Below are 22,372 nucleotides of genomic sequence, written 5' to 3'. Positions count from 1 at the left end.
AAGATGTCGGGTTTGCTTTTGGGAAGGATATATACCTGCTATCGCGGATCAACGTTATCCAACACCCGATTCGCCAGCAATGAACTCAATTCAATCAACTGTTGAATGCCGAGGAGGATGTGACGGCGCGGACCTTCCAGGTCGAAGGCCAGGTTGCTGACCATCGCATCGGCTGCCGCCAGGGTTTCGCTGAGGTTGGCGAGGAGGGATTCGTTGTCGGCGTTTTTGGCGACGGTGAAGAGCTGACCCGGTTGGGACGCATCTTCGGACTTTTCCGGTTTTGGTAGCAGGTAGTAATCCAAGGCGCGATTGGTGGCTTCGTCGTGTTTCTTGGCTTTGGATTTGGTTCGCGGGGTAGCTTGGTCCGCCTCTGGCGGATTCGGGGTAGGCTTGAACATGTGCTAAGTCCTGTAGGTGACGCCGCAACCCTCTAGCTACTAAACAAGGGGTGGCAGCTGTACGCAGGTTAGTAGACCGGGGACTTAGCAAGCCGGCGCGCCCGAGGGCGCCCTGCGCACAACCGCCATCAAATACAGGCATGGAAATACCTGACTGATAGGAGCCTTGCACCTTACTAAATACCAACGGGCTACTAAACCCGACCACTGATGGGCAGTGGCAGGAAAACAATAGAACCCGGGGGCAAGGCACACAAGCGGGCGGATTCTGGCGTAGTTGTAGGCAATGGCGCAAGGATTCGTAGCTTGATGGAAAGGTGGCTGTGGCGAAATAAACAAGGCTGCGTTTTGCCTTGGAATTCGGAGCCAGGGGGCCGGTTTTCGCTATGGCACCTGACGTTGTTGTAACGCATCACAAAACGCTGCAAGTCGACCTGCCCCTCATGATTTACTGACGTCCTGTCACGTCCAAGCTGTAACGTTTGCTCACGCACCGAGAGCCGTATCAATCATGTCCTTCGCCGAGCTGAAATCCTTCCACATGGTCGCCCGCCTGGGCAGCATCACCCAGGCGGCGAAGAAGCTCGGCCTCAGCCAGCCCACGGTCACCACGCAGATCCGCAACCTCGAAGGACAATACGGCGTCGAGCTGTTCTACCGTGGCGGTCGGCGTCTGACCCTGAGCGATGAAGGCGTGCGCCTGCTGCCCATGGTGCAGCAGTTGCTGCAGCAGGAGGCGGACATCGAGTTCTTCTTGCGCAACTGCGGTCAGGTACAGGGCGCCCTGCGCATCGGCGCCACTGCGCCTTATTACATGCTCGACCTGGTGCGGCGCTTCCGCGAGCAACTGCCGCAGTGTGAGGTGACGCTGGAGATCGGCAACTCGCAGCAGGTGATCGAAGCGCTGGAGGACTACCGCGTCGACCTTGCCGCTTCCTCGCTGCTGGTCGAGGACCCGCGACTGACTCGCCTGTTGTTGGGCCACGATCCACTGGTGTTGGCCGTACACCGCAGTCATCCACTGGCCGCGCGGGAGCGTGTGCCGCTCGCGGCCCTGGCCGGGCACTGCCTCTTGATGCGAGAGAAAGGTTCGACCACTCGCGTGCTCACCGAGCAGTTGCTGCGCGACGCCGGTGTGGCGCTCGGCTCGTTGCTGGAGATTGGCAGCCGCGAGTCGATCCGCGAAGCGGTGCTGCGCGATATCGGCATCAGTATCATCGCCCGCCACGAAGTACCGACCAGTACCGAGTTGCGGGTGATCGAGCTGGAAGGGGCGCCGCTGATTGCCGAATACCTCTACTGCCTCAAGGAGCGCCGCAGCGCGCGCCTGCCGGCGGTCTTTCTGGCGTTGGCGCGGGAAGCCGCGAGCACCTCGTAGGGTGCCTTGCGCTCGCCTTTTGGGTGAAAGCACTGCATAAATCCACCGATACCACTATCGGCAGCTTTTGCCCAATTGCCATAAAGCCTTAGCACCCCGTGTCCAAAATGAGCCTCGTATTCCACCGACGAGGTTCCGCCATGGCTACGGTCAGCTTGCAATTGCGCGACATCCACAAGGCCTTCGGTGCCTTTCAGGCGCTGGATGGCGTGTCGCTGGACGTCTCTGCCGGTGAGCTGGTGTGCCTGCTCGGCCCCTCGGGCTGCGGCAAGACCACGCTGCTGCGCTGCATCGCCGGGCTGGAGCGCCAGGATGGCGGCAAGATCTTCTTTGGCGATCGGGATGTCTCCACGCTGCCACCGCAGGCCCGCGACTACGGCATCCTGTTCCAATCCTACGCGCTGTTTCCCAACCTCACGGTGGCGCAGAACATTGGTTACGGCCTGGCCGGCAACAGTCGCGAGACGATACGTGCGCGGGTCGCCGAGATGCTCGAACTGGTCGGCCTCAAGGGCAGCGAGCAGAAATACCCCGGACAGCTCTCCGGGGGTCAGCAACAGCGTGTGGCCCTGGCCCGCGCCTTGGCGCCGGCGCCCAAGTTGCTGCTGTTGGACGAACCGATGTCAGCGCTCGACGCTCGCGTGCGCGAACACCTGTGCGGCGAGCTGCGTCGATTGCAGAAGAGCCTGGGCATCACCACCGTGATGGTGACCCACAACCAGGACGAGGCCATGCTCATGGCCGACCGCATCGCGGTGATCAACCACGGCCGGGTCGAGCAGTACGCCACGCCCCAGGAGATCTATCGCGCGCCGGCCACACCCTTCGTCGCCGAGTTTGTCGGCCAGGGCAACTGGCTGCCTTACGAGCGCGACGGCGAGCATGCTCGGGTCGGCGCGCTGAACCTGCGTCTGCATGGCGTCCGGCCGGCTGAGCGCGGCCGTTTGTTCTGCCGCCCCGAAGCGGTGGTGATCAATCCGTCGATGCACGAAGACAACCTGTTCAGCGCACAGATGCGCGAGATCACCTACCTTGGCAATCGCTGCCGCCTGAGTTTCGAGCTGGACGCCCTGCCGGGTCACACCCTGCTGGCCGAGCTGGCGCCGGAAGCCATGCCGCGCCTGGCTGCTCCGGACATCTGGGTGGCCCTGCCGCCGCGCAGCTTGCAGGTGTTCGTCTGATGGAACAGGTGTTGCTGGGCAAGCCCCGGGCCGGCGCGCGGCGCATGCCGGCCGACCTGGCCGACCGTCTATTCATCCACGGTGGCCAGTGGTTGCTGCTGGTGCTGCTGATCCTCGCCGTGCTGCTGCCGTTGCTGGCCATGCTGTGGCGCGGCTTCGCCAGCGAGCCGGGGCAGGGCGGTGGGCTGACGGCGGCGGCCGAGCTGTTCGGCAGCGCCAACTTCCGCTGGTTGCTGGGCAACAGCCTGACGGTCTCGCTGACCGTGGCCGCCATCGTCGTGCCGCTGGCCTACGCCTTTGCCTATGCGTTGCAGCGGACCTGCGTGCCGGCCAAGGGCCTGTGGCGCGGCATTTCCCTGCTGCCGCTGCTGGCGCCGTCGATATTGCCGGGCATCGCGCTGATCTACCTGTTCGGCAACCAGGGCGTGCTTCGGCATCTGCTCACGGACAATATCTATGGCTTCTGGGGCATCGTCATCGGCGAGGCCATCTACACCTTCCCCCATGCGCTGATGGTGCTGGTTTCGGCCCTGGCCCTGGCCGATGCGCGGCTGTTCGACGCCGCCTCGAGCATGGGCGCTTCACCGTGGCGGGCCTTTCGCAGCATCACCTGGCCGGGCAGCCGACAAGGCGTGTTCGCTGCCTTCTGCCTGGTGTTTACGCTGTGCATCACCGATTTCGGCGTGCCGGTGGTGGTCGGCGGCGATTATCAGGTGCTGGCGCTGGAGGCCTATAAGGCGGTGGTCGGGCAGCAGCAGTTCGGCCGCGGCGCGCTGATCGGCATGGTCCTGCTGCTACCGGCGCTGTTCAGTTTCGCTGTCGACCTGTGGCTACGCCGCCGTCAGCGCGAAGCCATGAGCGGTCGCGCCCAGGTTTATCACCCGCATCCGTCACGCCGTCGCGACCTGGCCTTCCTCGTTGTGGTGCTGCTGACTTGCGCGGCGCTGCTTGGGGTATTCGGCATGGCGGTGTACTCATCGCTGGTCAAGTTCTGGCCCTACGATCTGTCGCTGTCGCTGCACCACTACGCCTTCGCCGAACTGCCCGGCGGCTGGCAGGTGTACCGCAACAGCCTGTTGCTGGCCGGTTGCACGGCCGTGTTCGGCAGCCTGCTGACTTTCACCGGCGCCTACCTGCTGGAGAAGACCCGGCAGAGCCCGCTGACCCAGGCACTGCGCCTGCTCAGCTTCGTGCCGATGGCGGTGCCGGGGCTGGTGTTGGGCCTGGGCTACGTGTTCTTTTTCAACCTGCCGGGCAACCCGCTGCATGGCTTGTATGGCAGCCTGACCCTGCTGGTGGCGTGCACCATCGCGCACTTCCTGACCACCGCGCAGTTGACCGCCAGCGCCGCGCTGCGCCAGTTGGATGGCGAGTTCGAGGCCGCCGCGCTGTCGCTGAAGGTGCCGCTGCTGCGCCACTTTCTGCGCGTCACCCTGCCGATCTGTCTGCCAGCGTTGCTCGACATCCTGCGATACCTGTTCGTCTCGGCGATGACCACGGTGTCGGCGGTGATCTTCCTCTACAGCCCGGACAGCCTGCTCGCCGCCATCGCCGTGCTGAACATGGACGACGCCGGCAACGTCGGCGGCGCCGCCGCCATGTCCACCCTGATTCTGCTCACCTCGGCTGCGGTGTCGCTGCTGCTGGCGGGAGCCTCGCGCGGCTTGCTGCGTCGGGCCCAAGCCTGGCGCGCAACCGCCGGCCATTGATTACCCTGGAGACTGCCATGCACTACCAACACCCCGACCGCCTGCACGCCGCCATTCTCGACTGGGCCGGCACCGTGGTCGATTTCGGCTCCTTCGCGCCGACCCGCATCTTCGTCGAGGCCTTCGCCAGTTTCGACATCGAGATCAGCCTGGACGAGGCACGCGGGCCGATGGGCATGGGCAAGTGGGACCACATCCGCGCCCTCTGCGACCTGCCGACAATTGCCGAGCGCTACCAGCGCCGCTTCGGCCGTCTGCCGAGCGATGACGATGTGACGGCGATTTATGAGCGCTTCATGCCCTTGCAGATCGCCAAGGTCGGCGAGCACTCGGCGTTGATTCCCGGTGCGCTGGCGTGCATCGCCGCCCTGCGCGAACGCGGTCTCAAGCTCGGCAGTTGTTCCGGCTACCCCCGGCAGGTGATGGACAAGGTCGTCGAACTGGCCGCCGCCAATGGCTATAGCCCGGACCATGTGGTCGCCACCGACGAGGTGCCGAAAGGTCGGCCGAGCCCGGCCCAGGCGCTGGCCAACGTCATCGCCCTGGGTCTCGACGATGTCGCCGCCTGCGTCAAGGTCGACGACACCGAGCCGGGCATCCTCGAAGGCCGCAGCGCCGGCATGTGGACGGTGGCGCTGCGCTTCTCCGGCAATTTCCTCGGCCTCGACTGGGCGCAGTACCAGGCCCTGACGCCCGTCCAGCGCGCAGCCGAACGCACGCGCATCGATGCGCTGTTCGCGCCGAGCCGGCCGCACTACCTGATCGACACCCTCGCCGAGTTGCCGACGGTGATAGACGCGATCAACGCCCGCCTGGCCCGGGGCGAAAGCCCGCAAGCCTGCTGAATTCGAACAACCAACGCCACGCAATGCCAACCCAGGAGCTTCCCATGTTCAAACGTACCGCTCTGGCCGCAGGCCTGCTCGCCGCTTGCGCCCTGCAGGCCCAGGCCAATACCGAGCTGACCGTGTACACCGCCCTCGAAGTGGAACAACTGGCCGCCTACAAGGCCGCCTTCGAGAAGCTGCACCCGGATATCGAGATCAAGTGGGTACGCGACTCCACCGGCATCGTCACCGCCAAGCTGCTGGCCGAGAAGGATCGCCCGCAGGCCGACGTGGTCTGGGGCCTGGCTGGCTCCAGCCTGGCCGTGCTCAAGCAGCAGGGCATGCTCCAAGCTTACGCCCCGGCCAACCTGGACAAGATCGGCGCCAATTACCGCGATGCCGCCAACCCGCCGGCCTGGGTGGGCATGGACGTATGGGCCGCGACCATTTGCTTCAACACCGTCGAGGCCGAGAAACAGGGCCTGCCCAAGCCGACCAAATGGGAAGACCTGACCAACCCGGTGTACAAGGGCAAGATCGTCATGCCCAACCCAGCCTCGTCCGGCACCGGCTACCTCGACGTCAGCGCCTGGCTGCAGACCTTCGGCGAGCCACAGGGCTGGGCCTACATGGACAAGCTGCACCAGAACATCGGCCAGTACACCCATTCCGGCTCCAAGCCGTGCAAGCTGGCCGCCGCCGGCGAGTTCCCCATCGGCATCTCTTTCGAGTACCCAGCCGTGCAGCTCAAGCGCAAGGGCGCACCGCTGGACATCGTGCTGCCCAAAGAGGGCCTGGGTTGGGAGATCGAGGCCACTGGAATCATCAAGGGCACCGAGCAGTTGGACGCGGCGAAGAAGCTTGCCGACTTTTCCGCCAGTCGCGAGGCCATGGACCTCTACAAGGCGAATTTCGCAGTGCTGGCCCAGCCGGGCATCGCCGAGCGCTTTCAGGAACTGCCGGCCGACTATGAGCAGCGCCTGATCAAGAACGACTTCGCCTGGGCCTCGGAGAATCGCGACAAGATCCTTGCCGAGTGGCGCAAGCGTTACGACGGCAAGTCCGAGCCGGTCGCCAAGTAAGCGGTCGCAGTTACTTCCTTCTTGGCGCAAGGGTTCGTCCCGTGGAAAACCATAGCGCGTTTTCCACCTTCGCCCGGTGGATGGACTTCGCGACATCCACCTGCGCCATTCATCTTCGGCGGCCTCGTTTGGTGGGCGCCGTGATCGCTTCAGGAGTTTCCTCATGAGTCAGCACAACTGCGATTTATTGATCGTCGGCGCCGGCATGCTCGGCCTCGCCCATGCCTGGGCTGGCGCCAAGCGTGGCCTCAAGGTACGCGTGTTCGAGCGCAGCCACACGCCGCTCGGCGCGTCCATCCGCAACTTCGGCCAGGCCCTGGTCACCGGCCAGGCGCCAGGGGTGATGCTCGACCTGGCCCGCCAGTCCCACCGCCTATGGGCCGAGCTGGGCCAGGCCGCCGGCCTGCAGCTCAAGCAACAGGGCTCACTGCTGTTCGCCCGCAGCGAAGCCGAAGAAGCCTTGCTCGAAGCGTTCTGCGCCGGCCGCGCCCGCGAGCAAGGCTACCGCGTCGAGTTGCTGCGCGGCGCCGCGCTGGACGGGCTCTATGGTGGCCGTTTCGCCCACCATCGCGCCGCCCTGCACGGCCTCGATGACCAGCAGTTGTATTCGCGTGAGGCGCTGCCGCAGATCGTCGATTACCTGCGCACGCTGGGCGTGCAGTTCCACTTTTCCACCCTGGTGCGTGACGTCGAGCCAGGCAGCGCCCTGACCAGCACCGGGCGTTTCAGTGCCAGGCACATCGTGGTCTGCTCCGGACACGACTATCAGACCTTGCTGGCCGAGCCGCTGGCCGCGCTCCAGCCTTCAGTGTGTCGCCTGCAAATGCTGCGCGCCCGCTTGCAACAGCCGCTGGACCTGCAGCACGCGGTGCTCACCGGTCTCAGTTGCGTGCATTACGGCGCCTTCGCCGACCTGCCGGAAGCCGAGGCCATCCGCGCGCAGATCCGCCGCGAGCAGCCGGAACTGGAAACCCACGGCATCCACCTGCTGGTCAGCCCGACGCCCCATGGCGAGTTGATCATCGGCGATTCCCACGACTACGGCAGCGACGCCTCGCCATTCAACGCCGAGGGCGTGGACGACATCATGCTGGCGCTGGCCGAGCACACCCTGGGCGGCAAGCTGCACGTGCTGGAACGCTGGCAGGGCGTATACGGTTCACGCGGGCCCGGCCCGTTCAGCGTGTTGCAAGCCGGAGCAGGGGTCAGCGCGGTATTGATGCACACCGGCCTGGGCATGAGCGTCGGCCTCGGACTCGGCGAACGCAGCCTGTCAGCCTTGCTCGGCGAAGGAGAATGGCCACAGGCCAGCGTCGCATAGGATCTGCTTCATTGTTCTACGACCCTCATGATAAATTCGCGCCGCGACCTCTAATCAATAGAGGGCATTCAGGGAGAGAAGTAAGTGATCAAGTCTTTGTTGGTTGGGGCATTGCTGGCAATGGCATCCGCATCGGCATCTGCGATGAGTTGCGATAACCCTAGAAACGCCTATGACAGAACCTATTGCGCATCGCTGAAAATGGTTCAGTCGGATCAGGACATCAATGATCAATACAAGAAGACGATGAGTGCCCTGAACCCGGATCAAAAGAAAAAAGTGAAAGCAGCTCAAATCCAGTGGATCAAAAATCGTGACAGCGCCTGTTCCAACGATGGCCTGCTCTACCTGGATTGTGCCAACGAGAAGACCGAGGCGCGTATCGTCATACTCAAGGCTGTCGAGCGCGAGTGCCGTGCTGCCGGTTGCGACGACGCCAAGCTGTCGCAAGTCGAGTAACCCGATAAGCGGGTCGGGCTTGCAGTCGTACGCCATGAAAAACCCGACGTAAAGCGTCGGGTTTTTCTTTGGCGAATTCATCCGCTGTCACGGCTCAGCGCCACGCTCGACCATCGCGCGCCATACCTGGACGCTGGGGCGCTCCTGCAGCCTGGCGTGCCAGGCTCGAAGCGCCACGCACTCTTCAGGCACGGGGAGTTGCACCAGCGAGGCGAAGATCATGCCGCCCAGCACTGCAATGTCCGCCATCGAGAACCTGTCCCCCGCCACAAACGGCTGGTCTTTGAGCAGGTTGTCGAAATAGCGCATGCCTCTGATCGCCTTATCGCGCATCCGACCGCCCCACTCGGCATTCTGGTACAGCTCGACCTCTGGGCCGAGGCCCGGCGTGGCATGGTGGAAGTATGTGCTGACGGCATCGAGAAACTCGATCTCGGCGCGCTTGGTCATCATGTGGATGAGGCCTTTTTCAACAGGCGTTTCGCCCGTCAGCGTCGGATGACCGTCCAGGCTATCCAGGTATTGGGTAATCGCCGTGCACTCGGCGATCCGCGTTCCATCGTTCAGCTCCAGCACGGGCAATGTCCCGGAGTAGTTGATGGCCAGGAACTCGGGTTTCTTGTGCTCACCGTTCCAGAGATCCACCGGCACGAATTCGATGTTCGGTAGCAATCCTTTTTCCGCCAGCGCAATGCGTACTCGGGCGGGGTAGGGGCCGTTGAACCAGTCGTAGATTTTCATTGTAGGAACAGTGGAAACGTCAACGCGCTGCTGTGAAGAGGTCATGAGTCGATCACCTGCCTGTCAATTGGTAGGTAAAGATTGAGCCGGCGATTTAGCGCTGTCAATCCCCTACCTGACAATTGGCAGGTAAACGGATCTGCGCGTAGAATCGCGGTTATCTGAGTGAATCGATTTCGAAACGAGGCTGCAACGTGAACGAAAATGCTCGAGAAGCCATCCTGGCGGCGGCGAAATCCGCTGCCCAACTGCACGGTTACAGCGGCATCAATTTCCGTAGCATTGCCGACCAGGTGGGCATCAAGAACGCCAGCATTTACTACCACTTTCCGAGCAAGGCGGGGCTGGCCGCGGCGGTTGCTGAACGCTACTGGCAGGACGTGCAGCGGGTACTTGACGGGATACGCGTCGCCAATGCCGAGCCGAAAGTGTGCGTGCAGTTGTATCCGTCCGTTTTTCGCAAGTCGCTTGAGGACGGTAACAAGCTTTGCCTGTCCAGCTTTATGGCAGCCGAATACGAAGACCTTCCTGAAGAGGTGTCGCGGGAGATCAAGGCATTTGTGGACGTTAACGTGACGTGGCTCGCCCAGGTGTTGGCGGATGCTGGAGTGGGCAGAGCAGAAGAATGTGAACGCCGGGCGCGCGCTATTTACAGCGCCGTTGCGGGTGCGCAGTTGATCGCGAGGACTCGGGCGGATGTCGGGCTGTTTGATGATTTGATATTGAGCTATCGGGAAGCGGGGTTGATTCCTGCCTGATTCCTGTAAAGAAGATGATGCCGTTTGTCTGTAGCAATGGTTGGGGCTGCTTTGCAGCCCAGCGGGAGCAAGCTCCCTCGCCACGAGGCTCGGTTCAATCGGGGCCGTGGACGTAATTCAGTTGTTTGCGTTGGTGGCAGGGTGCCACAATCGCCGTTTTCGTTGCGTCACGATCAGGTGGATCAAATGGATGGCCCAAGATCTCGGAACGGCCAAGATTTTTGCATAAACGAGCAGGTGCGAACTGACCGATTGCAGCAACTGTTTCGCCAGTCCGTTTCTGCGGTATTCGGCAGTTACCTGGCTGCCATCATGCTGAGTTGGCTGTGTTGGGATCGGTTCGAGCACAGCGTCATTCTTTGGTGGCTGGCCATCCTGACCGCATCGACGCTGTTGCGTATCGCGATGTTCGTCGCCTATTTCCGCAGCAACGAAAGTGAGCGTACACCTCAACGCTGGGAGCGCAGGTATTGGATCACCCTGGTGTTATCCGCCAGCATCTGGGGCGGCGGCGCGTTTGTGGTCATGCCGGCGGACGATCTGTTGTCCCAGGCGTTGGTCATGCTCTTCACTGTCGGGATGTCCGTCAGCGCGGTGTCCTGCTACTCGGCTTACCGCGATATGACCCTGGTCTCCATTGGCGTGGTGTTGTTGCCGTGCACGGTCTGGCTGCTGTTTCAACCGTCGCCGATTCAAGTCGGCATGGCCCTTTCGATTCTGGTGTTCGCGGCATTTGCGGCCCGTGCCACACACAAAATGTCCCAGGCATTGGAAATCGCCTTTCGTCTTACCCGTGAAATGGAACAGGCGAACAGCATTTCGACCCGTGCCGCACAAACCGATGAACTGACCGGCCTGAAGAGTCGACGGGCTTTTTTCGAGCATGCCCAGCAGCTTTATGACGAATGTAAGAGCAACCGGTTGGGGTTGTGCGCGGTCATGTTGGACATGGATCACTTCAAGCACATCAACGACACCTACGGCCATCAGGTCGGGGATCAGGTTTTACGCGAGATGGGAACGGTGATCAGTTCGTCGTTTCGGGCGACGGATATACATGGCCGGCTCGGTGGGGAAGAGTTCGCCATTCTGCTTCCGGACACGTCTATTGAGGTCGCTACCCAGATTGCAGAACAGCTCATCGATACGATCGCGGGTTTGATGATCGAGCCTGTTCACTGCATAACCGCCAGCCTTGGCGTCGCGTCGACGGAGGCCTGTAATAAGGATCTTCACAGCTTGATGAACGATGCGGATAAAGCCCTGTATCGGGCGAAGGCGTTGGGGCGTAATCGGGTGGCTGTTGCTTAGTCGGGTTGGCTTTACATCGTTAATCAGGTGCTGATCGTTCCCACGCTCTGCGTGGGCATGCATCCCGTGACGCTCTGCGTCACACGCCAGAAGCGGAACGCGGAGCGTCCCTGACGGCATTCCCACGCGGAGCGTGGGAACGATCCAGAAGAGCGTCATTCTGCTTTGAACTCCCTCTCTCCGAAGGTCTGCAATTGCGTTGGACCTGCTGATCTCCCTGGCACCTCCTTCCCCTTGGCTTACCTCGCGGCCCACGCGGGCTGGCGACACTGCTTTGCCTGAAAAATAAATCTCTTTTTAGATCAAACAGTTAAATCAAAACCGATAATTTTTTAAAAATTTATCTTGCGCGCTAATTATTCATCCGTTAACTTTATCTCAACTGGTTAGCGCACAAACATTTAGCGCAATCCAAAACGATCAAATCAATCAGCAAAAGAGGAAACACCATGAACGTTCTTTACACCGCAGTCGCAACCTCCACCGGTGGCCGTGATGGCCGTGCTGTTTCAAGCGATAAGATTCTCGACGTGAAACTGGCCACGCCAAAAGCCCTGGGCGGCGCCGGTGGTGAAGCCACCAACCCTGAGCAGTTGTTCGCCGCTGGCTACTCCGCCTGCTTCATCGGCGCATTGAAGTTTGTCGCCAGCCAGAGCAAACGCAGCATTCCTGCTGACGCTTCGATCACGGCCCACGTTGGCATCGGCCAGATTCCTGGCGGTTTCGGTCTGGACATCGACCTGCACATCAGCCTGCCAGGACTGGATCAAGCCGATGCTCAAGCGCTGGTCGACGCGGCTCACCAGGTTTGCCCGTACTCCAACGCGACTCGCGGCAACGTCGACGTCCGTTTGCACGTCACCGTCTAACTCACTTCATCTACGAATAAAAAGGATCAGGACATGAACACGCTCAGCAAAACGCTCGTTGGCTCGCTTCTGGCTCTGTCGCTTAGCAATGCGTTCGCGACTTCTTTTGTTCAACCTACGTTCGCTGAGGGCGGTTCGGATCGACTGATCGAAAACCGTGTCGCTGAAGGCGGCTCGGATCGACTCATCGAAAACCGTGTAGCCGAAGGCGGCTCGGATCGACTGATCGAAAACCGCGTAGCTGAAGGGGGCTCGGATCGACTAATGAAAAACAGAGTGGGCTGAACAATCCCTTCACCGCTCCAAAAGCGAGTCGAATCAACCCGTGCTGCTTCCAAAACAAAAAACGCCGCTTACCTTTCATAAGGAAGCGGCGTTTTTTGCAGCGTGTCCCAGGGCCCTAAACGATGCTATCCACCACACCCCCATCAACACGCAGCGCCGCGCCAGTGGTGGCCGAGGCCTGTTCCGAGCTGGCGTAGATGATCATGTTGGCGACTTCCTCGACCCGTGCCGCACGCTGGATGATCGAAGTGCTGCGGTGCTCGTTGACGAAGTCTGCCGCGACCTTTTCCAGGCTTTCCCCGCTGCGCTCGACGTCTGCCTGGAGCATCTGGGCAACACCTTCGGAAAGCGTCGGCCCAGGCAGCACCGAGTTCACCGTCACGCCCGTGCCGGCGAGGCGCTTGGCCAGGCCGCGAGCGATGGACAGTTGGGCCGTTTTGGTGAAGCCGTAGTGGATCATGTCGGCGGGAATGTTCACGCCGGATTCCGATGAGATAAACACAATCCGCCCCCAACCGCGCTCGACCATGCCCTGGGCGTAGGCCCTGGAAACACGCACGCCCGACATCACGTTGGTTTCGAAGAAGCGCTGCCATTCGCTGTCCGGCGTTTCAAAAAAATCTTCCTGTTTGAAGATGCCCAGGTTGTTGATGACGATATCGAAGCTTGGGTGCTGGGCGATGAGTGCCTCGCAGCCAGGCGCATCACTGAGATCGCCGACAAAGCCAGTTGCCCTTGAAGAGAGGGCACCCAAACGCTGCATCGCGTCCTCCACGCTGCTCTCGCTGCGACCATTGATGACCACGTGGGCGCCGGCTTCCAGAAAGCCTTTGGCGGTCGCAAAGCCGATACCGCTGGTGGAACCGGTGACCAGTACGTGACGTCCGGTGAAGTCGATGTTCATGAGGGGACTCCTTGATTAATGAACCATAGGAAGTGCGATCGTTCTGGCTGGACGCTCGTTCAACGAACTTGGAGATGACCTTGCCATCTCAACGTCGCCGATATCGCAGGCCCTTAATCATGGACACGATTGAGGCTTTGCGCCTCTTTGTGATCAATCAGTCATCAGGAAGCGGACCACACCGCCAGCTCATAGCCATCCGGATCGATGAAGTGGAAACGTCGGCCACCCGGGAAAGCGAATACTTCACGGCTGATGGTCGCTCCCGCCGCTTCGAGCCTGAGTTGAGTAGCTTCGAGGTCATCGGCGTACAGGATGATCAACGGGCCACCCGGGCGCACGGGTTCACCGGTCGTGAAACCACCGGTCAGGCGACCGTCGCTGAATTCGGTGTAGGTCGGGCCATACTCGACGAAATTCCAGACGAATACATCGCCATAGCAACAGGCCCTCAGTACCACCGCGCCTCGCCCGGCGGGCGTTTCTTGAAGCGTTTCATGCTCCACATGTACTGGCTCGGGTAGGCCCGTACGTAGCGCTCAACCACTTGACTCATGGCTGCGCAGGAGGTTTCGGTGTCGGTGCTGTACATCGCCTCCGGGGCGGCTTCGAGGATGACTTTGTAGCCCGAACCGTCCGGCAGGCGCAGGGCGTGGAGGAAGACGCCGACGGCCTTGCCGCCGGCGAGCATGTTGGGCACAAACTTGCTGGTCAGGGCCTGGGTGGCGAAGAAGGGCACGAAGATGCCGGCGGATTCGGACGGCTCCGGGTCGGCGGGGATGCCCACCTGGCCGCCCTTGCGCACTTCCTTGATGACGCTGAGGATGCCTTCCTTGGTGGAGGCCGCGACTTTGTTGCCCAACTGCACGCGCTGCTTCTGCAGCAATTCATCCACCGCCTTGAGCTTGGGCGGACGGTAGAAAATGATCGGTTTGCACTGGCTGCAATAGAAGTGATTCAGCACTTCCCAGTTGCCCAGGTGGCTGGTGATGCCGACCACGCCTTTGCCGGAGGCCAGGGCTTCTTTCAGTACTTCCAGACCTTCGACTTCGCGCACCAGTTCGATGGAGCGCTGGGCCGGCCAGATCCAGGCGCAGGCGCTTTCGGTCAAGGATTTGCCGATGTCCTTGAGGCTCTGGCCCACCAGGCGTTCGCGCTCGGCCGGGTCCATCTCGGGAAAACACTTGGCGAGGTTGATCCGCACCACGTCGCGGGAACGGTTGGGCAATTTCCACATGAGCCAGCCAATGGCCGAGCCCACCGCTTGCACCGCTCGCCAGGGCAGCAACGCAAACAACCGCAGAGCGCCGACCAGCAAGGCGCCTTTCAACTTATCCACAGGTCACTCCTGAATGTATGGGCCGTGTTGCGAGCCGGCTATTCTAACCGCCGTTTGCCAACTCGGCGTAGCGGTCGCAGTCCTGAGTGTGGTCCATGACCATGCCCGAGGCCTGCATCAAGGCGTAGCAAATGGTCGGCCCGACGAAGGTGAACCCGGCTTTTTTCAGGCCTTTGCTCATTGCCAGCGCCTCGGGCGTGATGGCCGGCACTTCGGTGCGGTCCTTGAAATGGTTGATGATGGGTTTGCCGCCGACGAACGACCAGAGGAACGCCACAGGGTCTTCCAGCGCCAGCCAGGCCTGGGCGTTGCGGCGGGCGGCCTTGAGCTTGAGACGGTTGCGGATGATGCCCGGGTCGAGCATCAGCTCATCGATTTCGGCGTCGCTCATTTGCGCCACCCGTTGCACATCGAAGCCGTACAACACTTCCCGGTAGCGCTCGCGTTTGCGCAAAACGGTGATCCAGGACAACCCGGCCTGGAACCCTTCGAGCAAAAGCAACTCGAACAAACCCTGCGCATCGCGCAGCGGCGTGCCCCACTCCTGATCGTGATAAGCCATGTACAACGGATCGTCAGAACACCAAAAGCAGCGTGGCATAAGGCTCCAGGGGGCGTGCGCACGAACGAATCGGGTATACTCCCGCTCTTTAAATCGCAGCCCAAGAAACAGGTGAATTTCGTGAGCCAGCCTACGCCAGCCGTGCGTACCTTCCAAGACTTGATCCTCGCCCTCCAGCAATACTGGGCCGAGCAAGGTTGCGTGGTACTTCAGCCCTACGATATGGAAGTAGGCGCCGGCACTTTCCACACTGCCACGTTTCTGCGTGCCATCGGCCCGGAAACCTGGAACGCCGCTTATGTGCAGCCCAGCCGCCGCCCGACTGACGGCCGCTACGGCGAAAACCCGAACCGCCTGCAGCACTACTACCAGTTCCAGGTGGTTCTGAAGCCGAACCCGGAAAACTTCCAGGAACTGTACCTGGGCTCCCTCAAGCATGTCGGCCTCGACCCGCTCGTGCACGACATTCGTTTTGTCGAAGACAACTGGGAATCGCCAACCCTGGGCGCCTGGGGCCTGGGCTGGGAAGTCTGGCTCAACGGCATGGAAGTGACCCAGTTCACCTACTTCCAGCAGGCGGGCGGCATCGAGTGCTACCCGGTCACCGGCGAGATCACCTATGGCCTGGAACGCCTGGCCATGTACCTGCAGGGCGTGGACTCGGTCTACGACCTGGTGTGGGCCGACGGCCCGTTCGGCAAAGTGACCTATGGCGACGTGTTCCACCAGAACGAAGTGGAGCAGTCGACCTACAACTTCGAACACGCCAACGTCGAGAAGCTGTTCGAACTGTTCGACTTCTATGAAAGCGAAGCCAAGCGCCTGATCGAACTGGACCAGCCGCTGCCGTTGCCGAGTTATGAAATGGTGTTGAAGGCGTCCCATACCTTCAACCTGCTGGATGCACGCCGGGCGATTTCCGTGACCGCGCGCCAGCAATACATCCTGCGTGTACGCACCCTGGCGCGCTCCGTTGCGCAAGCCTACCTGCTGGCCCGTGCCAAGCTGGGCTTCCCGATGGCGACCCCGGACCTGCGTGATGAAGTGTTGGCTAAGCTGGAGGCTGCACAATGAGTGCTCAAGATTTTCTGGTTGAACTGGGCACCGAAGAACTGCCACCCAAAGCCCTGAACACTCTGGCCGACGCGTTCCTGGCCGGTATCGACAAGGGCCTGCAAGCCGCCGGCCTGAGCTACGAAGCCAAACAGGTCTACGCCGCGCCGCGCCGCCTGGCCGTGCTGATCACCGCCCTGGCGACCCAACAGCCGGACCGCAGCATCAACCTCGATGGCCCGCCACGCCAGGCTGCGTTCGATGCCGACGGCAACCCGACCCAGGCCGCCCTGGGCTTCGCCAAGAAGTGTGGCGTGGACCTGAGCGAAATCGACCAGAGCGGTCCGAAGCTGCGCTACAGCCAGAGCATCAAGGGCAAGCCGACCGCCAGCCTGTTGCCGACCATCGTCGAAGACTCCCTCAATGACTTGCCGATCCCCAAGCGCATGCGCTGGGCGGCGCGCAAGGAAGAGTTCGTGCGTCCGACCCAATGGCTGGTGATGCTGCTCGGTGACCAGGTCATCGATTGCACGATCCTGGCCCAGACGGCCGGGCGTGATTCTCGCGGCCACCGCTTCCATCATCCGCAAAGCGTACGCATCACCTCGCCGGCCAACTACCTGGCCGACCTGCGTGCCGCCTACGTGCTGGCCGACGCCAACGAGCGCCGCGAGCTGATCAGCAAGCGAACCGAAGAGCTGGCCACCCTGCAGGAAGGCACCGCTATCGTGCCGGCCAACCTGCTGGACGAGGTGACCGCGCTGGTGGAATGGCCAGTGCCGCTGGTGTGCTCGTTCGAGGAACGTTTCCTTGAAGTGCCGCAGGAAGCGTTGATCACCACCATGCAGGACAACCAGAAGTACTTCTGCCTGCTGGACGCCGAAGGCAAGTTGCTGCCGCGCTTCATCACGGTCGCCAACATCGAAAGCAAGGACCCGCAGCAGATCATCGCCGGTAACGAAAAAGTCGTTCGCCCGCGCCTGACCGATGCCGAGTTCTTCTTCAAGCAAGACAAGAAACAGCCCCTGGAAAGCTTCAACGAGCGCCTGCGCAACGTGGTGTTCCAGGAGAAACTCGGCAGCGTCTACGACAAGGCCGAGCGCGTTTCGAAACTGGCGGCGTTCATCGCCCCACGCATCGGCGGCGATGCCCAGCGCGCAGCCCGTGCCGGCATCCTGTCCAAGTGCGACCTGTCGACCGAGATGGTCGGTGAGTTCCCGGAGATGCAAGGCGTCGCCGGTTACTACTACGCCCTCAACGATGGCGAGCCGCAAGACGTGGCCTTGGCACTGAACGAGCAGTACATGCCCCGCGGTGCCGGCGCTGAACTGCCCACCACCCTGACCGGTGCGGCCGTGGCGATCGCCGACAAGCTCGATACCCTGGTCGGCATCTTCGGCATCGGCATGCTGCCCACCGGCAGCAAAGACCCGTATGCACTGCGTCGTGCGGCGCTGGGCGTGTTGCGGATCCTGATCGACAAGCAGTTGGACCTGGACCTGAACGACGCCGTGGCGTTCGCCGTCAATGCGTTCGGCAGCAAGGTCAAGGCTGCCGGCCTGGCCGATGCGGTGCTGGAGTTCATCTTCGACCGCCTGCGTGCGCGTTATGAAGACGAAGGCGTCGACGTCGCCACCTACCTGTCGGTGCGTGCCCTGAAGCCGGGCTCGGCCCTGGACTTCGACCAGCGCGTACAAGCGGTGCAGGCGTTCCGCAAATTGCCGGAAGCGGCTGCGCTGGCGGCGGTGAACAAGCGGGTTTCGAACCTGCTGGGCAAGGCCGAGCCTTCAATCAAAGCCGTTGAAGCACGTTACTTTGATAACGCCGCCGAGTTTTCGCTCAACTCGGCGATTCAACAGGCGTATTCGTCCGTGCAACCGCTCATGGAAAAACGCGATTATGCCGAAGCATTGGCACGCCTGGCGGCACTGCGTGAACCGGTCGATGCGTTCTTTGAAGCGGTGATGGTGAACGCGGACAACGAAGACGTTCGCAAGAATCGTTATGCATTGCTGACTCGCCTGCGCAGCCTGTTCCTCAATATTGCCGATATTTCCGTGCTGGGTTGAGGAGTTGCTGTTGAAACTGCTGATTCTCGATCGGGACGGGGTGATCAATCACGACTCCGACGCTTACATCAAATCGGTGGAGGAGTGGTTACCGCTGCCCGGTTCGATCGAAGCCATCGCGCAGTTGAGCAAGGCCGGCTGGACGGTGGCGGTGGCCACCAACCAGTCGGGCATTGCCCGCGGTTATTATGACCTCGCCGTCCTCAACGCCATGCATGAGCGCTTGCGCGCCCTGGTGGCGGAGCAGGGCGGGGAAGTCGGCTTGATCGTCCATTGCCCGCACGGGCCGGACGACGGCTGCGATTGCCGCAAGCCCAAGCCGGGCATGTTGAAAACCATTGCCGCGCATTACGATGTGGCTTTGGCAGGTGTGTGGTTCGTCGGTGACAGTCTCGGTGACCTGGAGGCGGCCAAGGCCGTCGATTGTCAGCCAGTTTTGGTAAGGACCGGGAAAGGCGAGAAGACTCTGGGCAAGACCCTACCGGTGGGCACCTTGATTTTTGACGACCTGGCGGCGATTGCCGCTGAACTTATCCACAATTAGAGCTCCCAAGACATCCTGATCAAGGACTGTTCGGGAAGCGCTTAAACAGGCGGGCATTGCCCGCAACGGTAAATGCCGCTATGTCGATATTGCAGGCCATCAGAAGCTTTCTCTTTTACCTGCTGCTGGGCACCAGTTCCTTATTGTGGTGTTCCCTGAGTTTTTTTATCGCGCCCTTCCTGCCGTTCCGGGCGCGCTACCGTTTCATCAACGTGTACTGGTGCCGCTGCGCACTGTGGCTGAGCAAGGTGTTCCTGGGCATTCGCTACGAAGTGAAGGGCGCCGAGAACGTGCCGGACCGGCCCTGCGTGATCCAGTCCAACCACCAGAGCACCTGGGAGACGTTCTTTCTCTCGGCCTACTTCGAGCCGTTGAGCCAGGTCCTCAAGCGTGAACTGCTGTTCGTGCCGTTCTTCGGCTGGGCCATGGCGATGCTGCGCCCGATTGCCATCGATCGCGACAACCCCAAATTGGCGCTCAAGCAAGTGGCGAAGAAGGGTGACGAACTGCTCAAGGACAATACGTGGGTGCTGATTTTCCCCGAGGGCACCCGTGTTCCTTACGGGACGGTTGGAAAGTTCTCCCGCAGCGGTTCCGCTTTGGCGGTGAACGCGAACCTGCCGGTGCTGCCGATTGCACACAATGCCGGAAAATTCTGGCCCAAGGCAGGCTGGATCAGGACACCGGGCGTCATCACCGTGGTGATCGGCGCGCCGATGTATGCCGAAGGTACCGGGCCCCGCGCCATCGCCGAGCTCAATGACCGCGTACAAGCCTGGAATGAACAGGCACAACGGGACATGGGCTCGCTTCCTCCCGGCCCTGTGGCGGAAGTCCCCACGGAACAAGCCGCTGTTTGAGATCTGTGGATAACCTGTGTACCGTTTTTTTGGAATTCGTCGCTTTTATGCTGTATGTGTATGTTTTTAATACATATTTCCTAAACACATAAAACCGACGGTTAGGTGCATAAGTTTTTATAGCACCCAAAGATCGCCGCCTTCGGCAGTGCCTGTAATCCCGTAGGCTGCAATCTTTTCAATCTTCCAATAACGGGAAGCGCAGGCTGAACGTCGTGCCTTTACCCACCACGCTGTGGCACTCGATTTTCCCCTCGTGATGGTCCACCACGGCCTTGACCATCGATAACCCCAAGCCAATGCCATCGACCCCTTGGGCCGACGAAAACCGTCGGTACTGACTGAACAGTTCCGGCAGTTCTTCAGCGCTGATGCCCTTGCCTTGGTCGGCAACAGCGCAGACCAACCACCCCGACGCGCAGTGCACCTGCAGGGAAATGCAGGCGTCGGACGGGCTGTACTTGATGGCGTTTTCCAGCAGATTGAACAGCGCACGGGTCAGCAACGATTGATCCGCCCTGACCATCGCCTCCTCATCCTCTATTTCATGAACCAACTGGATGCGTTTTGCCTGGGCGATGGGCAGTGCCTGGTCCAGCACGTCCAGCACCAGCATGGCGAACAGCGTCGGCTGGAATTGATACGCCTCGGACTCGGCCTTGGCCAGTTGCACGAACCCCTCGGTCAGCTCCAGGGCGCGACGTACCTGGCGCTCAATCTGGTCGAACAACGGATGATCGCCACCGGCCTGGTACCGCTGCACATCGAGCAGGGCAAGGATCGCCGAGTGAGGCGCGCGCAGGTCATGGGAGAGGAAGCGCAGCATGACGCTACGCTGTTCTTCCGCCTCGCGTTCGGCGCTCAGGTCCGTGAGGCTCAACAACCAGCCAATCGGCGCATCGCCATCAACCGGCAACAACGCCGCCCGTTCCAGACGCAAGCTGCGCTCGCGAATGTCGCGAAACTCCACCAAGGGCAATGTGGATAACCGGTGATGCGCCCCGTGCTCCAACCCCGGATAACCCAATTGCCCAAGGTGCTCCAGCACGTCGCCGCCCGCCAGGCCATGGCCGAACAACTCGCGTGCCTTGCGATTACCGAGCAGCAACTTGCCTTGGGGATCGCTGATCATGGTTGCCACGGGCAGGTATTCCAAACCGTCGGCGATGAAGCGCCGGGTGTCGCGGGTTCGGCTCATGGCTTGTTCCAGGGCCATGATCTGGCCCTGCAGACGGTCGCTGCCGGTGTAGGAGGCACGGCGACGTTCCGGGAAAACCTTGGGCTCGGCGTCCAAGCGGGCCAGCTCCCAGCCAAAATAGGCCAGCACCACGCTCAGGCGCCGCCAGTTCCAGATCAGGTAGCCGAACATGATGCCCAGCACACTGGCCATGGGCGACCACCACCAACCCTGCGCACCCAATACGGCGCTGATCAAGAGGGCCAGACTCATGCCACCCACTGTTGTCCACAGGGCCAGGCGCGGGCGCAACAACAGCAAGCCCAACGCACATCCCACCAGGCACACCGACATCAATGCGGCGCCTGAACGGTCACCCGTTGTTTGACTGCTCAATGACAGCAAGGCCGTCAGCGGCAACAGCAACAGGCTTATCCACAACCATTCCCTTACCAACTGACGAAACAACCGCTGGACCTGGGTGGGTTCACGACTTTCACGACGACGCTGGTTACTCAATAGGCCTCCTGACCGAACTCAAGGACTGTGGATATCTTCACTGCCTGCACAAGTCGCCCGGCTTAAAGCCCACGACTATAGCGAACTCGATGGTGGCGCGCTGCTGCCTTTCCCTCTGTGCCGCGAGCCGGTATTGTCGCAGCCAGCGACGGGTCAACAACGAATCAGCCACTGGCTGCCGTTCATTGCCACATGAAGATGTCCGTTATTTTCGAGATCAAGGAATCGCATTCCATGCGTGTCGCCATACTGGACGATGAACCGGCCGAGCTGCGCCGGGTAGAACAGACACTGCAACAAATCCCTGGCAGGAACGAGCAAGCCTGGACCCTGCACAGTTTTGAACGAGGCGAAGACCTGTTGCGGCAATTGCGCCGGGAAACCTTCGACCTGTTGATCCTCGACTGGCAATTGCCCGACATCAGTGGGCTTTCGCTACTGCGCTGGACCCGCGAGCACATGGATTCGCCACCGGCCGCCATCATGCTGACCAGCCGCGACGGCGAACATGACATCGTCCAAGCCCTCAACGCCGGCGCCGACGACTACGTGAGCAAACCCTTCAGGCCCAACGAGCTCAAGGCCCGGGTCACCGCCGTGCTACGCCGTCACAACCTGCAACGCGCGCCTGCCAGCGATGTGCTGGTGCTCAACGACCTGGCGTTCGACGACGCCGAACTGACCATCACCCGCGCCGGCATCCCCATCAGTCTGACCGAACGGGAATACCGCCTGGCCCGGTGCCTGTTCGCCAACCTGGGCCGGCCGCTGTCCCGGGAATACTTCTACGAACGCTTCTGGACCCACGAGGAAATGACCTCGTCCAGGCCGCTCGACACCCACATCTATCGCCTGCGGAACAAGCTCGGGCTGACGGCGGATCGGGGGTGGCAATTGCTGACGATCTACGGGTATGGGTATCGGTTGGAGAGTGTCGCGGCGGGGAGTGAAGCGTCTGTCGCGAGCTAGGACAGCAGGAATGAAAAAGGCCAACGCATGTGCGTTGGCCTTTTTTGTTGAAGTAGG

At 61.3% G+C, this 22,372-nt stretch carries 23 protein-coding genes; 16 read left to right on the top strand and 7 right to left on the bottom strand.

The window, feature by feature from the left end:
• Positions 1 to 38: 38 nt before the first annotated feature.
• On the bottom strand, positions 39 to 398 hold the full coding sequence (locus tag AD659_RS28100; protein WP_053126872.1) for a DUF6124 family protein: 360 nt from the start codon (positions 396 to 398) through the stop codon (positions 39 to 41).
• A gap of 511 nt (positions 399 to 909) precedes the next feature.
• Between AD659_RS28100 and AD659_RS28095 the strand changes: the two genes are divergently transcribed.
• The 7 genes from AD659_RS28095 (at position 910) to AD659_RS28065 (ending at position 8,355) form a co-directional block, all read left to right on the top strand.
• Positions 910 to 1,776: a LysR family transcriptional regulator gene (locus AD659_RS28095; protein WP_053126870.1), complete on the top strand. Its 867-nt coding sequence runs from the start codon at positions 910 to 912 to the stop codon at positions 1,774 to 1,776.
• 140 nt (positions 1,777 to 1,916) lie between these two features.
• Entirely contained in the window at positions 1,917 to 2,957 is a 1,041-nt protein-coding gene (locus AD659_RS28090; RefSeq protein ID WP_153043966.1) for a putative 2-aminoethylphosphonate ABC transporter ATP-binding protein, read from the top strand.
• Complete coding sequence (locus AD659_RS28085; RefSeq protein ID WP_053126865.1) at positions 2,957 to 4,666, top strand: putative 2-aminoethylphosphonate ABC transporter permease subunit; 1,710 nt, start codon at positions 2,957 to 2,959, stop codon at positions 4,664 to 4,666. Before AD659_RS28090 ends, AD659_RS28085 begins: the two co-directional genes overlap by 1 nt.
• Positions 4,667 to 4,683: 17 nt before the next feature.
• Complete coding sequence (gene phnX / locus AD659_RS28080) at positions 4,684 to 5,511, top strand: phosphonoacetaldehyde hydrolase (RefSeq protein WP_053126860.1); 828 nt, start codon at positions 4,684 to 4,686, stop codon at positions 5,509 to 5,511.
• Positions 5,512 to 5,555: 44 nt separating this feature from the next.
• The gene (locus AD659_RS28075; protein WP_053126858.1) at positions 5,556 to 6,575 is read left to right on the top strand and encodes a putative 2-aminoethylphosphonate ABC transporter substrate-binding protein; all 1,020 of its coding nucleotides are present in this window, start codon (positions 5,556 to 5,558) and stop codon (positions 6,573 to 6,575) included.
• Between the two features lie 163 nt (positions 6,576 to 6,738).
• The gene (locus tag AD659_RS28070; RefSeq protein ID WP_053126856.1) at positions 6,739 to 7,896 is read left to right on the top strand and encodes a TIGR03364 family FAD-dependent oxidoreductase; all 1,158 of its coding nucleotides are present in this window, start codon (positions 6,739 to 6,741) and stop codon (positions 7,894 to 7,896) included.
• Between the two features lie 84 nt (positions 7,897 to 7,980).
• Positions 7,981 to 8,355 carry a lysozyme inhibitor LprI family protein gene (locus AD659_RS28065; RefSeq protein ID WP_033062452.1) on the top strand — a complete coding sequence of 125 codons (375 nt, stop codon included), beginning with the start codon at positions 7,981 to 7,983 and terminating at the stop codon, positions 8,353 to 8,355.
• 87 nt (positions 8,356 to 8,442) lie between these two features.
• Here the strand turns inward: AD659_RS28065 and AD659_RS28060 are convergent, their stop codons facing one another.
• Complete coding sequence (locus tag AD659_RS28060; RefSeq protein WP_053126854.1) at positions 8,443 to 9,141, bottom strand: glutathione S-transferase; 699 nt, start codon at positions 9,139 to 9,141, stop codon at positions 8,443 to 8,445.
• 149 nt (positions 9,142 to 9,290) lie between these two features.
• Here AD659_RS28060 and AD659_RS28055 point away from each other — a divergent pair, with 149 nt between their 5' ends.
• The 4 genes from AD659_RS28055 to AD659_RS28040 all read left to right on the top strand — a co-directional run bounded on the left by AD659_RS28055 (position 9,291) and on the right by AD659_RS28040 (position 12,319).
• Positions 9,291 to 9,854 carry a TetR/AcrR family transcriptional regulator gene (locus AD659_RS28055; protein ID WP_053126853.1) on the top strand — a complete coding sequence of 188 codons (564 nt, stop codon included), beginning with the start codon at positions 9,291 to 9,293 and terminating at the stop codon, positions 9,852 to 9,854.
• A gap of 186 nt (positions 9,855 to 10,040) precedes the next feature.
• Complete coding sequence (locus AD659_RS28050) at positions 10,041 to 11,165, top strand: GGDEF domain-containing protein (RefSeq protein ID WP_053126852.1); 1,125 nt, start codon at positions 10,041 to 10,043, stop codon at positions 11,163 to 11,165.
• 449 nt (positions 11,166 to 11,614) lie between these two features.
• Positions 11,615 to 12,034 carry an organic hydroperoxide resistance protein gene (locus AD659_RS28045; protein WP_030139009.1) on the top strand — a complete coding sequence of 140 codons (420 nt, stop codon included), beginning with the start codon at positions 11,615 to 11,617 and terminating at the stop codon, positions 12,032 to 12,034.
• A 33-nt stretch (positions 12,035 to 12,067) separates the two neighbouring features.
• Positions 12,068 to 12,319: a hypothetical protein gene (locus AD659_RS28040; RefSeq protein WP_053126850.1), complete on the top strand. Its 252-nt coding sequence runs from the start codon at positions 12,068 to 12,070 to the stop codon at positions 12,317 to 12,319.
• A gap of 115 nt (positions 12,320 to 12,434) precedes the next feature.
• Here the strand turns inward: AD659_RS28040 and AD659_RS28035 are convergent, their stop codons facing one another.
• The 4 genes from AD659_RS28035 to AD659_RS28020 all read right to left on the bottom strand — a co-directional run bounded on the left by AD659_RS28035 (position 12,435) and on the right by AD659_RS28020 (position 15,163).
• On the bottom strand, positions 12,435 to 13,223 hold the full coding sequence (locus AD659_RS28035) for an SDR family NAD(P)-dependent oxidoreductase (protein ID WP_053126848.1): 789 nt from the start codon (positions 13,221 to 13,223) through the stop codon (positions 12,435 to 12,437).
• A gap of 164 nt (positions 13,224 to 13,387) precedes the next feature.
• The gene (locus AD659_RS28030; protein ID WP_053126846.1) at positions 13,388 to 13,684 is read right to left on the bottom strand and encodes a glyoxalase/bleomycin resistance/extradiol dioxygenase family protein; all 297 of its coding nucleotides are present in this window, start codon (positions 13,682 to 13,684) and stop codon (positions 13,388 to 13,390) included.
• Positions 13,675 to 14,562 (bottom strand): lysophospholipid acyltransferase, encoded by an 888-nt coding sequence (locus tag AD659_RS28025; protein WP_053126844.1) that lies wholly within the window; start codon positions 14,560 to 14,562, stop codon positions 13,675 to 13,677. The genes AD659_RS28030 and AD659_RS28025 overlap by 10 nt, the downstream gene beginning before the upstream one ends.
• Positions 14,563 to 14,605: 43 nt before the next feature.
• Complete coding sequence (locus AD659_RS28020) at positions 14,606 to 15,163, bottom strand: DNA-3-methyladenine glycosylase I (RefSeq protein WP_053126842.1); 558 nt, start codon at positions 15,161 to 15,163, stop codon at positions 14,606 to 14,608.
• A gap of 81 nt (positions 15,164 to 15,244) precedes the next feature.
• Between AD659_RS28020 and glyQ the strand changes: the two genes are divergently transcribed.
• From glyQ to AD659_RS28000, 4 genes are all read left to right on the top strand, one after another.
• Complete coding sequence (gene glyQ / locus AD659_RS28015) at positions 15,245 to 16,198, top strand: glycine--tRNA ligase subunit alpha (RefSeq protein WP_003177094.1); 954 nt, start codon at positions 15,245 to 15,247, stop codon at positions 16,196 to 16,198.
• A complete protein-coding gene (gene glyS / locus AD659_RS28010) occupies positions 16,195 to 18,246 on the top strand; it encodes a glycine--tRNA ligase subunit beta (protein ID WP_053126840.1) in 2,052 nt (683 codons plus the stop codon). The genes glyQ and glyS overlap by 4 nt, the downstream gene beginning before the upstream one ends.
• A 4-nt stretch (positions 18,247 to 18,250) precedes the next feature.
• The gene (gene gmhB, locus AD659_RS28005) at positions 18,251 to 18,790 is read left to right on the top strand and encodes a D-glycero-beta-D-manno-heptose 1,7-bisphosphate 7-phosphatase (protein WP_167352853.1); all 540 of its coding nucleotides are present in this window, start codon (positions 18,251 to 18,253) and stop codon (positions 18,788 to 18,790) included.
• 80 nt (positions 18,791 to 18,870) lie between these two features.
• Entirely contained in the window at positions 18,871 to 19,650 is a 780-nt protein-coding gene (locus AD659_RS28000; protein WP_053126836.1) for a lysophospholipid acyltransferase family protein, read from the top strand.
• Positions 19,651 to 19,828: 178 nt separating this feature from the next.
• Here the strand turns inward: AD659_RS28000 and AD659_RS27995 are convergent, their stop codons facing one another.
• The gene (locus tag AD659_RS27995) at positions 19,829 to 21,346 is read right to left on the bottom strand and encodes a sensor histidine kinase (protein ID WP_053126835.1); all 1,518 of its coding nucleotides are present in this window, start codon (positions 21,344 to 21,346) and stop codon (positions 19,829 to 19,831) included.
• Between the two features lie 234 nt (positions 21,347 to 21,580).
• On the opposite strand from AD659_RS27995, the gene AD659_RS27990 reads away from it, so the two are divergent.
• Positions 21,581 to 22,315 carry a response regulator transcription factor gene (locus tag AD659_RS27990; protein WP_053127137.1) on the top strand — a complete coding sequence of 245 codons (735 nt, stop codon included), beginning with the start codon at positions 21,581 to 21,583 and terminating at the stop codon, positions 22,313 to 22,315.
• Positions 22,316 to 22,372: the final 57 nt, after the last annotated feature.

The sequence above is a fragment of the Pseudomonas thivervalensis genome (genome assembly GCF_001269655.1).
Taxonomy (GTDB): domain Bacteria; phylum Pseudomonadota; class Gammaproteobacteria; order Pseudomonadales; family Pseudomonadaceae; genus Aquipseudomonas; species Aquipseudomonas thivervalensis.
Note: the sequence above shows the minus strand (reverse complement) of the source record. Positions and strands in the feature narration are given on the sequence as shown.

Excerpts from the sequence above, each read along its gene's own strand:
- glyS (WP_053126840.1), top strand. The coding sequence starts at position 16,195 with ATGAGTGCTCAAGATTTTCTGGTTGAACTGGGCACCGAAGAACTGCCA.
- AD659_RS28035 (WP_053126848.1), bottom strand. The coding sequence starts at position 13,223 with ATGAACATCGACTTCACCGGACGTCACGTACTGGTCACCGGTTCCACC.
- AD659_RS28020 (WP_053126842.1), bottom strand. The coding sequence starts at position 15,163 with ATGCCACGCTGCTTTTGGTGTTCTGACGATCCGTTGTACATGGCTTAT.
- AD659_RS28045 (WP_030139009.1), top strand. The coding sequence starts at position 11,615 with ATGAACGTTCTTTACACCGCAGTCGCAACCTCCACCGGTGGCCGTGAT.
- AD659_RS28040 (WP_053126850.1), top strand. The coding sequence starts at position 12,068 with ATGAACACGCTCAGCAAAACGCTCGTTGGCTCGCTTCTGGCTCTGTCG.
- AD659_RS28095 (WP_053126870.1), top strand. The coding sequence starts at position 910 with ATGTCCTTCGCCGAGCTGAAATCCTTCCACATGGTCGCCCGCCTGGGC.
- AD659_RS28075 (WP_053126858.1), top strand. The coding sequence starts at position 5,556 with ATGTTCAAACGTACCGCTCTGGCCGCAGGCCTGCTCGCCGCTTGCGCC.
- AD659_RS27990 (WP_053127137.1), top strand. The coding sequence starts at position 21,581 with ATGCGTGTCGCCATACTGGACGATGAACCGGCCGAGCTGCGCCGGGTA.
- AD659_RS28050 (WP_053126852.1), top strand. The coding sequence starts at position 10,041 with ATGGATGGCCCAAGATCTCGGAACGGCCAAGATTTTTGCATAAACGAG.
- AD659_RS28000 (WP_053126836.1), top strand. The coding sequence starts at position 18,871 with ATGTCGATATTGCAGGCCATCAGAAGCTTTCTCTTTTACCTGCTGCTG.
- phnX (WP_053126860.1), top strand. The coding sequence starts at position 4,684 with ATGCACTACCAACACCCCGACCGCCTGCACGCCGCCATTCTCGACTGG.
- AD659_RS28070 (WP_053126856.1), top strand. The coding sequence starts at position 6,739 with ATGAGTCAGCACAACTGCGATTTATTGATCGTCGGCGCCGGCATGCTC.
- AD659_RS28090 (WP_153043966.1), top strand. The coding sequence starts at position 1,917 with ATGGCTACGGTCAGCTTGCAATTGCGCGACATCCACAAGGCCTTCGGT.
- AD659_RS28085 (WP_053126865.1), top strand. The coding sequence starts at position 2,957 with ATGGAACAGGTGTTGCTGGGCAAGCCCCGGGCCGGCGCGCGGCGCATG.
- AD659_RS28060 (WP_053126854.1), bottom strand. The coding sequence starts at position 9,141 with ATGACCTCTTCACAGCAGCGCGTTGACGTTTCCACTGTTCCTACAATG.
- AD659_RS28100 (WP_053126872.1), bottom strand. The coding sequence starts at position 398 with ATGTTCAAGCCTACCCCGAATCCGCCAGAGGCGGACCAAGCTACCCCG.